Source organism: Antrihabitans cavernicola (assembly GCF_008297975.1).
In the GTDB taxonomy this organism is placed as follows: domain Bacteria; phylum Actinomycetota; class Actinomycetes; order Mycobacteriales; family Mycobacteriaceae; genus Antrihabitans; species Antrihabitans cavernicola.
The window spans coordinates 42,056-55,283 of record NZ_VLNY01000014.1; the positions used below are offsets into that span (position 1 = coordinate 42,056).

Here is a 13,228-nt window from a genome sequence, read left to right on the forward strand (position 1 = left end):
TATGTGCTCTCAGTGACGCTTCAGAAACGCTGCTGATCCGGGTCGACGTAGCCGCCCGCCTCTTCGTTTCCCGGCCCACGATCGACAGCGGCATCGAACACAGGACCCACTGTCCGCGTGGCCATGTCGTGCGAAGGTGCAGCACCGACGCGTTTGCTCAGCGTTGCCGACCGATCGGCGCCGCTGAAGCCGCGATCCTCCAACCATTGCCGGACTGCATCGAGATGAGGGTGCTCCGGGGCGAATCGTGTTGTACACGTAGTTGACCCGCGCCGCGATGCTTCGCGTTCGAGTCCGTCGAGGACGAAACTGCCGACTCCCCTACTCATCGCTGACGAATCCACGGCAAGGAGCACCTCGGCGTCACCCCAGTGCAGCGTCACGACTACGCCAGCGCTTCCTCGCGCAGGTGCACGTAATCGAATTCGACTGGCTGATCGTTGATTCCGGTCTGCGGCGGCGCGATCCAACCCGCGAAGTCGCCCAGGTCGTAGTGCGGAACCATCAAAGCGGCGACAGCGGCGCGGTCGTCGTCGTTCGGCAGCCATCCGACAGCTTTACCCTGCCATTCCGCCTTGCTCAACAACTCACCATCGGGCGACACGAAGTGTTCGGCGAAGGTTCCGACGCGACGGTTGAAGCCCTCGTGCGGCAGATACAAGCGCTCTTCGAGGCCGGCGTCTTCGAGCGCCTGATTCCAGCGCCGTACACCGTTCTCACAGTCGGCCACGTATTCGTCACGCAGATCGAGGTTCAAGGCCGTCAGTGCGGGCACGTCCTCTTCGACGATCTTGCCGTCACGGACCAGACGCACCCGATACGTCGCATCCTTGAGTTCGTGATCATCTTTGCGTCGGGTCTCCTGCCACCGCCCCTTGAGACCGCCGGTGTAATAGGCCGCAACGTTGGTGGACTGTTCCGAGCCGAAGAGATCCATCGACACCGAGAACTGAAAGTTGAGGTACTTCTGGATCACGGTCAACGGAATTCCGCCGTGCTCCAGAATGTCAGCGGTCTTGTGCTGCACCATCAATTCGGCGGTGCGCTCGACTGTGCGCTGCACGCCGGTGGTCCCGACGAACATGTGATGCGCTTCTTCCTTGAGCATGAATTCACAGGTCCGAGCGAGCGGGTCGAACGCAGATTCCTTGAGCGTGCCCAACTGATACTTGCCGTCGCGATCGGTGAAGTAGGTGAACATGAAGAACTGCAGCCAGTCGGTGGTCTCCTCGTTGAACGCTCCGAGAATGCGAGGCGAGTCGAGATCGCCGGAGTTTCGCTTGAGCAACTGCTCCGCCTCTTCACGACCTTCCCTACCGAAATACGCCTGAAGGAGATACACCATTGCCCAGAGGTGACGACCCTCTTCGACGTTGACCTGGAACAGGTTTCGCAAATCGTAGAGGCTCGGCGCGGTGTTGCCGAGGACACGCTGCTGTTCGACCGATGCGGGTTCGGTGTCGCCCTGCACGGTGATCAATCGCATCAACTCGGCGCGATACTCGCCGGGAACCTCCTGCCACGCCGGCTCGCCCTTGTGCTTCCCGAACGCCACCGTGCGTTCGGGATTCTGCTCGGCGAGGAATATCCCCCAGCGATATTCCTCCATGGGCACGTGGTCGAAATGCGCCCAGCCGTCACGCCCCACGGCGATCGCGGTCCGCAGGTAGACGTCCTTGGTCGGCAGCGCCGGTCCAAGCGTCCTCCACCAATCCAGAAACTTCGGTTGCCAACTTTCCAGCGCACGCTGCAGGCGACGATCGCCGGCCAAGTTCACGTTGTTGGGAATTCGCTCGGAGTAGTCGATAGTGCTGACCGGGCCCGTTGGGGCCGGTGCCGAGCCGGTGCGTTCGTCGCGAACAGTCATGGATTGGCCTCCTGAGAGAGCTGATCGGCGCTACTCATACTCTACAGTCCTATTGCGATACGTACAGCGTTCTGTAGAACTTAATGTCGAGTATCCGGTCTCTCGTAGTCGGTCACGTCGTGACCGTCAAACGCGGGAACACTCGAAGTGCGTTGCCTGCCAACACATTGGACAACACGTCGTCTGGGAGGCCGATGCCGGCGAGCGCCTCGACATTGCGACGAACGCCAGGCACGCCCGGCCAGTCCGTTCCGAAGATCATCTTCTGGGCGAGTCGTGCGAGATCGAATCGCTGGTAATACTCCGGCAACTTCTTCGGTGGCAGTCCTGCAAGGTCGAGCCACACATTGGCCTTCGCCTGCGCCAGATACGCCGCGACGTCGTACCACCAGCCGCGCCCTCCGTGCGCGAACACGAACTGCAGATCGGTGAAGTAGTCGATCGCGTCCAGCAATAGTTCCGGATTTCCGCGACTGGTCTGCGACCCTGGAAAACTCGATGTGCCCGAGTGAAAGATGACGGGGACACCGTTGTCGCTACAGTGCGCGTACACCGGATAGAGGTCTTTGTCGCCCGGATCGAAGGCACCGTGCACCGGATGCAACTTCAGTGCGACCGCGCCGAGGTCGAGCTGCCGGCGCACTTCACCGACAAGCGGAAAGTGCAGATGCGGATTGACATTGGCGACGAGCGCGAATCGTTCGGGATTGCATTCGACGATGGGCAGGTTGTGTTCGATCGGCTGAATTCCGGTGGCGCGCGGGCTGTATTCGCAGAACAGCAGTGCGCGATCGACGCCTTCCTCGGCGAGCAACCGATCGAGACGCTCGGGAACAGGTTCACCAGCGGCGTCGTACACATCCCGCCACGGGTAGTCCTTGGCGAACGTCTCCGCCCACTCCACCCAGGACGGGGCGAGAGTGGCGAGGTGCGGAGTGTGTACGTGCGCATCGATAACGACTCGGCCGTCGATCATCAACAACACTCTACAGTTGATTTCCGAACCAGTCCGCGAATGTCATACTTCGAACCGACCGGCTCGCGACACGACAGGAAGCTCCACAGCTTGCCGATCCGACGCAGTAGGTTGGGCGAACGCACGATCGAGTTGACGCGGTCGAACCGAGTCACGCCTGTAGGGGGCGCAACATGACACTTGTCGAAGATGCCGAGGAAGGCGTGCAGGCCGCGGGTTCGCGACGGCGCCAAGCCGGATCTGCCAGCGCGCGCGGATTGCTGTTGACCGTCCTCGGCGAATTCGTCCACCCACGCGGTGTACCGGTGTGGACAGCGACGGTGGTCGAGGCCCTCGCGATGCTCGACATCGAAGAGAAGTCCGCACGGCAGGCCATAGCGCGGTCGGCGAACGAAGGCCTGCTGGAGTCCGAGCGATCCGGTCGGCGTGTGTGCTGGCACATCACCGCACCGGGAACTCGGTTGCTCTCGGAGGGAACTCGTCGGATCTACACGTTTCTGACCAACACGCCACCGTGGGACGGCCGCTGGCTCGTACTGTCCGTCGCAATTCCGGAGACGCAGCGCCAACTGCGCCACAAACTTCGCACACGGCTGACCTGGCTCGGAATGGGATCGCCGAGCCCTGGTATTTGGATCCTGCCCGATGTCGGCAGGGAGAGCGAGGTTGCCGAGGTGGTCAGCGACCTCGGGCTCGACGAGCGCGCGTTCGCCTGGACCGGATCGGTTGCGTCCATAGGCAATCCGTCGACGATGATCGCCGACGCTTGGTCGCTCGACGAGGTCGAGCGGCTCTACGACGAGTTCATCTCGACCTTCACCGACGCCGATGGCGCGACACCGCAGGCCGCGTTCATCTCTCAGATACGCCTGGTCCAGGCGTGGCGCCGGTTTCCGTTCCTCGATCCGGCTCTCCCCCGTGAGCTCCTCGACCACGACTGGCCAGGACCCGACGCCGCCGTTCTCTTCCATCGCAAGCACGACCGGCTGCACGCCAAGGCGCAGAGCTTCTGGACAGACCTCGTGAGCCGGACGTCATAGTTCGACACTTGCCTTGACGTCGGCGCAATCAGTGTAGAACATTGAAGGTGACCCACACCACGCCGAGCGGAACCCTATGACGAACTCCCTTGTCCGCGAGGAAATCGCGCTGTCGTGGCGTCGTGCGCGCCAAAGCGGGTTGCAACCAGCCGATTCCCTCGACAGCGTTCCGGTGTCCGACGTCGACCGACGTAGCCGCCTACTTGCCGCAGCCAATCCGGTACTCGACGGCATGGAGAGCGTTCTCGACGGTTCCGGATATTGCGTCCTGCTCGCCGATCGCGACGCCGTTCTGGTCGATCTGCGATTCGGCACCAACACCAGATTGCACGACGTGGTGTCCGATACCGGCGCTGTCCTCGGTCGACCGTTCACCGAGCAGACATCCGGCACCAACTCCATCGCGACGGTGCACGAATTGCATGCTCCGCTCGCAGTTCGCGGAACCGAGCACTACATCGAAGCGATGAAGCGGTTCAGTTGCTACGGATATCCCCTGCTGCATCCCGCGACGCGAAGACTCGAAGGCGTCTTGGACATCACTTTCCTTGCAGCGGAGGACAATCCATTGTTGGAACCGATGCTGACGCACGCCGCACGCGACATTGCCGGACGGCTGCTGGAAGAGACGCGGTGGAGCGAACAGTTGCTTTTCAGCGCGTTCCAACAGGCATCGGCCCGCCGACGCGGGCGAGCGGTGATCGCCATCGCCGACGAGTTGCTGCTGGAGAACACCCATGCCGGTCAGATCGTCGACGCCGTGGACCATGCCGCACTGCGTTCCCTGACCGATCGCGCCGTACGCCGGAGCGGCGTAGTGCAACAGATGACGCTCAGTTCGGGACTTCGCGCATCGGTTCGGTGGGAACGACCGGTCTCAGGCGCGGGAATCGTCATCGAGATCGACCCGTGCGACGACACCCACAGTGCGCTCATCGGCGCCTGGGTCCCCAAGTCCAGGCGCGCCGAGATCCCCGACGTCGACAGCCACGTCGCCGACGTCCGTCGCGACCGGACCACTGTGTGCGTGGTGGGCGAACCGGGCTCGGGGCGTACCACCACACTGGCGGCGATCATGGCCGATCACGAGCCGCGACAGTTCGACAGCGCCGACCTGGTCGGCCGCCAACCCGCTGCGTGGCTGGCAACCGTGGAGCAGGCGTTGGCGGATCCCGAGCGACCGATCACCATCGAGAACGTGCACCTGCTGCCGTCGATCGTGGCCCGCGATCTGTACGAGAAGCTGCATGCATCGACAGCCTGGTTTGCGCTGTCCAGCACCCCAGCGGAGGCGCTCGATCACGAGCATCGGCATCTGGTAACCGGCTGCCGAACCACCATCGCGCTGACGCCACTTCGCATGCGCAAGCACGACATTCCCGAATTGGTCCGCGCGATGCTCACCGGACTCCCACACGGCGACAAGATCCGCTTCACCCCCGCAGCCATGACCGCGTTGATCGGATACGACTGGCCGGGCAACATCGCCGAACTCGCCGCCGAAGTCGCGGCGGCGGCAGGCAGGCACTCTGCGGGCGACATCACGCCGGACGATCTGGTACGCCCGCGCCAGACTCCGCCGAACGGGCTCACCGCGTTGGATACCGCGCTGCGTGAGGCCATCGTCGCGGAGTTGGCCCGCAACGGCGGCAACAAGCGCAACACCGCACAGCGTCTGGGCATCAGCCCGACGACGCTGTACAAGCGGATGCGCGGCCTCGGCATCGCAGGCTGATTTCGTCCAGAACCTGGACACTCACGGAGCGTGATCGGCGTCACCATCGGTATATGCACACCCGTGCACCGATGCAAGGAGACGTTCCACAATGACTGCAACGACCGCCCTGTTGAACGTAGAGAATCTGTACATCGGCGGTGACTGGGTCAGACCCAGTTCGTCGGCTCGAATCGAGGTGCGTTCCGCAAGCACGGAACAGGTGATCGGGTCTGTTCCCGAAGCCGCCGAGGCCGATGTCGACGCCGCCGTCGCCGCCGCCCGTGCCGCATTCGACGATCCCACCGGCTGGAGCACGTGGGAGCCCGCCAAACGTGCCGACACCCTCGACCGCCTCGCCGACGAGCTCGAATCCCGCAGTGAAGAGATGTCCCAGCGCGTTGCTGCACAGAACGGCATGCCGATCGCCATTGCGCGACAGCTGGAAGGCGGCTTTCCGCTTGCCGTCATCCGCTTCTACTCGGGCCTGCTGCGCACCACGTCCTTCGAATCGTCACACCCCCACATGCTGGGCGGCACCACAACCGTTGTGCGCGAACCGATCGGCGTGGTCGGCGCGATCGCACCGTGGAACTTCCCCCAGACCCTCGCCGCATTCAAATACGCACCTGCTCTTGCCGCCGGTTGCACCCTGGTGCTGAAGCCGTCCCCGGAGACCGTCCTGGACTCGGCGTTGTTCGCCGATGCCGTGCAGGCTGCTGGAGTTCCTGCCGGTGTGATCAACGTGGTGCCGGGCGGCCGCGAGATCGGCGCCTATCTTGTGTCGCACCCAGATGTCGACAAGGTCGCGTTCACCGGTTCCACGGCTGCCGGTCGGTCGATCGCGGAGACGTGCGGCAAGCTGTTGCGTCCTGTCACGTTGGAGCTCGGCGGAAAGTCGGCGGCCATCGTGCTCGACGACGCGGAGTTGGACCTCGCGACCATCGGCGAGAAGCTCTTCGGCGCAACGCTTCTCAACAACGGCCAGACGTGCTTCCTCGGGACCCGCGTTCTGGCTCCCCGCAGTCGCTACGACGAGGTGGTCGGCGTATTCGAAGCCTTGGCCAATTCGCTCGCAGTCGGCGATGCCCTCGATCCGGCCACGCAGATCGGCCCGATGGCCAGCGAAAGACAACGCGAGCGGGTGGAGGGCTACATCGCCAAGGGCAGCGGCGACGGCGCCCGCCTTGTCACCGGCGGCGGTAGGCCGAAGGGCCAGGACCGCGGCTGGTTCGTCGAGCCGACGATCTTCGCGGACGTCGACAACAACCACACCATCGCCCGTGAAGAGATCTTCGGACCTGTGCTGTCGGTGATTCCGTACAGCGACGACGACGACGCCATCCGGATCGCGAACGATTCCGCCTTCGGACTCGGCGGCACCGTGTGGACCTCGGACGACGACCGCGGGCTGAGCGTCGCGAAGCGAGTCCGCACCGGAACCATCGGCATCAACACCTACCTGCCCGATCCGAGTTCGCCGTTCGGCGGCGTCAAGGACAGCGGCATCGGTCGCGAACTGGGACCGGACGCGATCGGAAATTTCCAGCAGGTCAAGTCCATCTACCGCTGACCGCACACGAACCTCTACAAGGAGCACCCGCACATGAAAACCAAAGCAGCAGTACTGATGGCAGCCGGAAAGCCTTTCGAGATCATGGAACTCGATCTGGACGGGCCGGGACCGGGCGAGGTATTGATCAAGTTCGTCGCCGCCGGACTGTGTCACTCGGATCTCCATCTCACCGACGGGGACCTGCCACCGCGATTCCCGATGGTCGGCGGCCACGAGGGCTCGGGCATCATCGAAGAAATCGGTCCCGGTGTCACCAAGGTCAAACCAGGCGATCACGTCGTCTGCAGCTTCATTCCCAACTGCGGAACCTGCCGCTACTGCGCAACGGGGCACCAATCGTTGTGCGACCTCGGCGCGACCATCCTGGAGGGCTGCCTGCCCGACGGCACCTTCCGATTCCACGGTGGCGGTGAGGATTTCGGCGGCATGTGCATGCTCGGTACCTTCTCCGAACGCGCAACCATCTCGCAGCACTCGGTGGTGAAGGTCGACGACTGGCTGCCGCTGGAGAAGGCAGTACTGGTGGGCTGCGGCGTCCCGACCGGCTGGGGTACCGCTGTGTACGCGGGCAACGTGCGAGCCGGCGACACCGTGGTGATCTACGGCATCGGCGGGATCGGCATCAACTCGGTTCAGGGCGCCGTGCACGCAGGCGCCAAATACGTGATCGTGGTGGATCCGATCGACTTCAAACGCGAGACGGCACTGAAATTCGGTGCGACACATGCCTTTGCAGACGCGGCGAGTGCGCAGGAGAAGATCACCGAACTCACCTGGGGTCAGGGAGCGGATGCCGCGCTGATCGTGGTCGGTACGGTCGACGAGGACGTGGTCTCTGCAGCGACGGCCGCGATCGGCAAGGGCGGAACGGTCGTCATCACCGGGCTTGCCGCTCCGGAGAAGCTGACGGTCCACGTCTCGGGCCTCGACCTGACGCTGAACGAGAAGACCATCAAGGGCGCACTGTTCGGATCGGCGAATCCGCAATACGACATCGTGCGGCTGCTTCGCCTCTACGACTCGGGCCAGTTGAAGCTCGACGAGTTGGTGACCAACACTTACACCCTCGAGCAGGTGAACGAGGGCTACCAGGATCTACGCGACGGCAAGAACATTCGCGGGGTGATCCACTACTGAGATCCGGTGCTAGTCGCCCGTGGCCGTGAGGTTCTGCAATCGCACCTGGCCGCGGGCGATCGTGCGCTCCTGCTCGTCGGTGATGTACACCTGCCACAGCTGCTGTGACCGGCCGCGGTGAATCGGGGTCGCTTCGCCGAAGAGCTTCCCCGTGCTGACCGCACGCAAGAAATCGGTGTTGTTGTTCACGCCGACCACCCGGCCGCGCTCGCCGAACCACGTGGCTCCGGCAACACTTGCCAGCGACTCCACCACCGAGCAGTGCACGCCCCCATGGACGATCCCGTTCGGTTGATGCATCGCGGGCCCGACCGTCCATTGCGCTCGCACCCGATCGCCGCTCACTTCGGTGAATCGCAATCCGATCACGCCGTCGAACCCCTGCCCCGTCCATTTGGTCATCTCTTCGGGGGTCACAGCGGCAACACTCGGATGGGTCGGTCCGTCGCTCTCGGTCACGCGCGTCTCCTGTCGATGCGAGAAATTGTTCTCTCAGCAGTACACGACGCCGCAAGGAAAAGTGCGACGGGCCCCGCACCGGTAATCGGTAGGAGGCCCGTCGCGGGAAGGACCGGGGGTCTCTGCAGCCCTCAGGACTCCGGCTCGGTCCGTTCGTCTGTTGCGACTATAGGCAAGGCTGCCCTAACTACGCAACTCTTTCGCGGCGAACAGGCACACCGACAGCCGTCATCGCATCGAGGATGCCTTGACCGCGGCGCGCCGCGCGCGATTCGGCCGAGTTCGCAAGGATCGGCACGTAGGTCGCAGCACCGACGATCGCTTCCCCGACGATCGACCAGAATCGCTGCCGGTCGAAGTCCACACACTCGTCGAGGCGCTCGAGCACGGCATCCAACGACGTGATGCAGCGATGAGCAAGCCAAACGAACAACGCTTCCTCGCACGGCAACGTCACGGTGCCGGGATCACCCGCGAAAACGTCGTCGGGCAACACCCGGATCGTCGTGTCATCGACTCCGGCCCAATCGATTCCACCGTCGCTGTCCATGTGGATCCACAGATTCTCGATACCCGGATCCCAGGCGCGGCCGTCCAGCACGACGGATGCGACGACTCGACCCACGATCGCGTGGATCAACGACGTCGCCACCGCCACAGCTGCCGCGTCGTTGCTCAACATCTCTTCGGAGGCCCGCGCATACATCTTCTCGATTCGGCCCCCGTCCAGACCTGGCTGCAAACGCCACCACCGCCGCTTGCCCTGATCGGCCATCGCCGCAACGGCGTACACCCGGGGGCATTCCGGGTAGAGCCTGCGCAGCCTGTCGGACGCATCCACAAATACCGACTCCCGTCGGCGGATCGGCGATGCGGTCGCGGCGTCGAACATCGGGGCACTCCTCGGGTCGGCGATTGAAGATAGGTTAGGCTTACCAGACAAATATGTGGGATGCACCCCTTCCCCGCACCGAATGCGCCAGGAGCACCCCGACCGTGACTCTCGACTCGACCACGCGGATCACTGCCGCCCGACGTCGACGCCTTCTCGGCCTCGGCGTCGTGCTCGCACTACTGGTCGTTGCTGTCGCCGCCAGCGTTGCGATCGGCGCACAACCCTTGGGGCTCGGTCAGATTCGGCACGCGCTGCTCGATCCCACCGGCTCCGACGCAGACCGGATCGTTCGTGAGCTCCGGGTCCCACGCACTGGGCTCGCCTTGATCGTCGGCATCGCACTCGGCGTGGTCGGCGCCTTGATTCAGGCTCACACACGCAACCCGCTCGCGGACGCCGGACTTCTCGGACTGAACGCAGGTGCCGCCTTCCTTGTCGTCCTCGCGATTCACTTGTTCGGACTCACCGCATCCAGCCAGTACCTGTGGTTCGCGTTTGCGGGATCGTTCCTGGCCAGCATCGTCGTGTTCGGCACCTCGTCGATAGGCAACGGAAAAGCCAGTCCGCTCAGCCTCGCGCTGGCCGGTGCCGCAGTCACGTTCTTTCTGCAGGCGATGACCAACGCCGTCGTCCTCAGCAACACGATCGCACTGGACACCTTTCGATTCTGGATCGTCGGATCGACTGCCGGTCGTGGCCTCGACGTGTTCTGGCAGGTTTTGCCGTTCCTCGTCGTCGGCGTGGTCATCGCGCTGGCGACAACGCCCAGCCTGAACACTCTCAGCCTCGGCGAGGACGTCGCGCGCTCGCTCGGCACCAATGTCGCACTGAGTCGGGGCATCGGGATCCTCGCGATCACACTCCTCGCGGGCGGTGCGACAGCCGCGTGCGGACCGATCGTGTTCGTCGGTCTGGTCGTCCCGCACATTGCTCGGGCGATCACCGGGCCCGACTATCGCTGGCTCGTTCCCTACGCCGGGTTGATCGGCGGACTCCTACTCCTGATCGCAGACGTGATCGGGCGAGTGGTCGTGCGGCCGAGCGAACTGCAGGTCGGGATCGTGCTCGCAATTGTCGGCGCACCGTTCTTCATCGCCATCGTGCGACGCCGAAAGTTGGTCAGCCTGTGAGCATCGACTCCCGTCCCGCGCTCCGGGTCGGGCCCGTTTCGGTGGTGCGACGGCCTGCGATGGTGGCCGTCACGCTGATTCTCGCCGGCGTGCTCGCAATCGCGTTGTGCGTCAACATCGGTCGAGGAGACCTCCCGCTGTCGATCACCGACGTGACAGACATCCTGTTCGGCGGAGGAACTCGCGCACAGCGTTTCATCGTGCTGGACCTGCGCTTGCCTCGCGCAGCGACGGGTCTCGCGGTCGGTGCGGCGCTGGGTATCGCGGGCGCACTCTCCCAATCCATCCTGCGCAATCCGTTGGCAAGTCCGGACCTGCTCGGCATCACGTCAGGAGCCGGGGTGGCGGCGGTCGCGCTGATCGTTGCGGGAACAGGTTCGGCCACAGGCCTTTTCGCGACGATCGGACTTCCGATGGCTGCGTTGGGTGGTGCCGTGCTCACTGCGGTCGCTATCTATCTGCTTGCCTGGCGAAACGGCGTCGACGGCTACCGCCTGGTGTTGATCGGCATCGGTGTGAACGCCATGTTGGTCGCCGTCATCAGCTGGCTGTTGGTCAACGCCGACATCGCCGACGTTGCCACCGCCCAGAAGTGGCTCAACGGCTCGCTCGTCGACGGCGACTGGACGACGCTGTGGCCCGTTGCCGCAGGCCTCGCCGTCGCGGGAGGCGTTGCACTGCTGTCGGTCTCGACACTCGGAGTCATCCGCCTCGGCGACGACAAGGCGCGATCACTCGGCGTCGCCCTACAATCTCGCCAAGGGATACTCCTGCTCGCGTCGGTGATTCTTGCGGCGGTCGCCACCTCCGCTGCTGGCCCGGTCGGCTTCGTCGCTCTCGCGGCACCGCAGATCGCCCGACGTGTCCTGCGGTCCGCGGGCGAGCCGATCATCGGGTCTGCGCTGGTCGGCGCGATCTTGGTGGTCGGCAGTGACGTGATCGCGCGAACCTTGCTTCCGGTGGCATTGCCCGCAGGGATCGTCACCTCCGCACTCGGCGGACCGTTCCTGCTCTATCTGCTCGTTCGCAACAACCGGAAGGTGTCGGCATGACGGCAAGCTCCGCGCCCTCGACGACGAACCACAGGACGATAAAACACAGTCTGTCGGCCACCGCCGTCTCCCTGGGATACGGCGATCGCGTGGTGGTCGACGGTCTCGACGTCGACATTGCGGCAGGCGTGGTGACCACGATCATCGGCCCCAACGGCTGCGGAAAGTCGACGTTGATACGCGCTCTCGGCCGATTGCTCCGGCCGAAGGCGGGCTCGGTCCTGCTCGACGGCAACGCCATCTCCTCGATGAAGACCCGTGACGTCGCGCGGATTCTCGGGGTACTCCCCCAATCGCCCGTCGCGCCGGAAGGCATCACCGTCGCCGATCTCGTCGCGCGTGGCCGACACCCACATCAGTCCTGGATCCGCCAATGGTCCTCCGACGACGAAGGCGCGGTTGCCGACGCTCTGAGCCTCACCGGCATAGCCGACCTCGCCGACCGCCCGATCGACGAACTGTCCGGCGGCCAACGTCAGCGGGCCTGGATCTCGATGGCGCTCGCGCAAGGAACCGACATTCTGCTGCTCGACGAGCCGACGACGTTCCTCGATCTCGCACACTCCGTCGACGTGCTGGACCTGGTCGATCGGTTACACGAGGAACTGGGCCGCACGGTCGTCATGGTGCTGCACGATCTCAATCTCGCCATCCGCTACAGCGACCGGCTCATCGTCATGTCGAAGGGCGCAATCGTCGCATCGGGGTCGCCGAAGGAGGTCATCTCCGCCGAACTGCTCGCCGAGGTGTTCGACCTGTCCGCGACAGTCATCGACGATCCGGTGTCGGATCGGCCCCTGATCGTCCCGATCGGAACCCGGCACGTATACGGCGCTGTCGGCGGTCCTGTCGCGCACCGAGCCGAACTATGACCATTACCACACTCGATTTTCTTAGATACGACAACATGTAGTACGCAATTGCGTCGGACCGAACGTAGAATCGGTCAAATGGCAGGTTTGGGCGAGCTAGAACGAGCAGTAATGGATCACCTGTGGGCATCCACGGAACCGCAGACGGTACGACAGGTGCACGAAGCCCTTGCCGCACATCGAGAGCTGGCTTACACGACGGTGATGACCGTGTTGCAGCGGCTCGCGAAGAAGGACCTCGTCAGCCAGCAACGCGATGATCGCGCCCACCGCTATGCGCCCATGCACGGTCGCGACGAGTTGGTCGCCAGCCTCATGGTGGACGCACTGCAGCAGGCAGATCAATCCGGTAGCCGCGAGGCGGCCCTGGTTCACTTCGTCGGGCAGGTCGGCCCGAGTGAAGCCGACGCCCTTCGCGAGGCGCTCGCGCAACTGGAAAAGTCCGAGGCGGCCAAGGTCTCCCAACGCGGTCAAGCGCCGCCATCGGACGGTTAGAGTGACCGCCGTGTC

11 protein-coding genes and 3 pseudogenes are annotated in these 13,228 nt (G+C 64.1%); 9 read left to right on the top strand and 5 right to left on the bottom strand.

Translation table 11 applies throughout. The features are described 5' to 3' along the window. Window positions 1–20 precede the first annotated feature (20 nt). The 3 genes from FOY51_RS22035 to FOY51_RS22045 all read right to left on the bottom strand — a co-directional run bounded on the left by FOY51_RS22035 (window position 21) and on the right by FOY51_RS22045 (window position 2,843). On the bottom strand, window positions 21–383 hold the full coding sequence (locus FOY51_RS22035) for a hypothetical protein (protein WP_149432422.1): 363 nt from the start codon (window positions 381–383) through the stop codon (window positions 21–23). 2 nt (window positions 384–385) lie between these two features. Beyond that, on the bottom strand, window positions 386–1,867 hold the full coding sequence (gene boxB, locus FOY51_RS22040; RefSeq protein WP_149432423.1) for a benzoyl-CoA 2,3-epoxidase subunit BoxB: 1,482 nt from the start codon (window positions 1,865–1,867) through the stop codon (window positions 386–388). Between the two features lie 112 nt (window positions 1,868–1,979). Then, window positions 1,980–2,843: an amidohydrolase family protein gene (locus FOY51_RS22045; protein WP_149432424.1), complete on the bottom strand. Its 864-nt coding sequence runs from the start codon at window positions 2,841–2,843 to the stop codon at window positions 1,980–1,982. Between the two features lie 173 nt (window positions 2,844–3,016). Here FOY51_RS22045 and FOY51_RS28020 point away from each other — a divergent pair. The 5 genes and pseudogenes from FOY51_RS28020 to FOY51_RS22065 form a co-directional block, all read left to right on the top strand. Continuing rightward, window positions 3,017–3,577, top strand: a pseudogene (locus FOY51_RS28020) (PaaX family transcriptional regulator); the annotation flags it as partial. Between the two features lie 45 nt (window positions 3,578–3,622). After that, window positions 3,623–3,883, top strand: a pseudogene (locus FOY51_RS28030) (PaaX family transcriptional regulator C-terminal domain-containing protein); the annotation flags it as partial. A gap of 76 nt (window positions 3,884–3,959) precedes the next feature. After that, a complete protein-coding gene (locus tag FOY51_RS22055) occupies window positions 3,960–5,618 on the top strand; it encodes an AAA-type ATPase lid domain-containing protein (protein ID WP_149432426.1) in 1,659 nt (552 codons plus the stop codon). 91 nt (window positions 5,619–5,709) lie between these two features. Further along, the gene (locus tag FOY51_RS22060) at window positions 5,710–7,170 is read left to right on the top strand and encodes an aldehyde dehydrogenase (protein WP_149432427.1); all 1,461 of its coding nucleotides are present in this window, start codon (window positions 5,710–5,712) and stop codon (window positions 7,168–7,170) included. 33 nt (window positions 7,171–7,203) lie between these two features. Next, window positions 7,204–8,310: an NDMA-dependent alcohol dehydrogenase gene (locus FOY51_RS22065; RefSeq protein ID WP_149432428.1), complete on the top strand. Its 1,107-nt coding sequence runs from the start codon at window positions 7,204–7,206 to the stop codon at window positions 8,308–8,310. A gap of 9 nt (window positions 8,311–8,319) precedes the next feature. Here the strand turns inward: FOY51_RS22065 and FOY51_RS22070 are convergent, their stop codons facing one another. Both FOY51_RS22070 and FOY51_RS22075 read right to left on the bottom strand, forming a co-directional pair. After that, window positions 8,320–8,712 (bottom strand): PaaI family thioesterase, encoded by a 393-nt coding sequence (locus FOY51_RS22070; RefSeq protein ID WP_149432483.1) that lies wholly within the window; start codon window positions 8,710–8,712, stop codon window positions 8,320–8,322. Between the two features lie 244 nt (window positions 8,713–8,956). After that, window positions 8,957–9,661, bottom strand: a complete 705-nt coding sequence (locus tag FOY51_RS22075) for a hypothetical protein (protein ID WP_149432429.1) — start codon at window positions 9,659–9,661, stop codon at window positions 8,957–8,959. A gap of 128 nt (window positions 9,662–9,789) precedes the next feature. Between FOY51_RS22075 and FOY51_RS22080 the strand changes: the two are divergent. The 4 genes and pseudogenes from FOY51_RS22080 to FOY51_RS22095 form a co-directional block, all read left to right on the top strand. Continuing rightward, window positions 9,790–10,794: pseudogene (locus tag FOY51_RS22080) on the top strand (FecCD family ABC transporter permease); the annotation flags it as partial. A gap of 2 nt (window positions 10,795–10,796) precedes the next feature. Next, window positions 10,797–11,846: a FecCD family ABC transporter permease gene (locus tag FOY51_RS22085; protein ID WP_353961384.1), complete on the top strand. Its 1,050-nt coding sequence runs from the start codon at window positions 10,797–10,799 to the stop codon at window positions 11,844–11,846. Next, window positions 11,843–12,718 carry an ABC transporter ATP-binding protein gene (locus FOY51_RS22090; protein WP_149432431.1) on the top strand — a complete coding sequence of 292 codons (876 nt, stop codon included), beginning with the start codon at window positions 11,843–11,845 and terminating at the stop codon, window positions 12,716–12,718. Before FOY51_RS22085 ends, FOY51_RS22090 begins: the two co-directional genes overlap by 4 nt. 78 nt (window positions 12,719–12,796) lie before the next feature. Beyond that, window positions 12,797–13,213 (top strand): BlaI/MecI/CopY family transcriptional regulator, encoded by a 417-nt coding sequence (locus FOY51_RS22095; protein ID WP_149432432.1) that lies wholly within the window; start codon window positions 12,797–12,799, stop codon window positions 13,211–13,213. The last annotated feature ends 15 nt before the right edge of the window (window positions 13,214–13,228 follow it).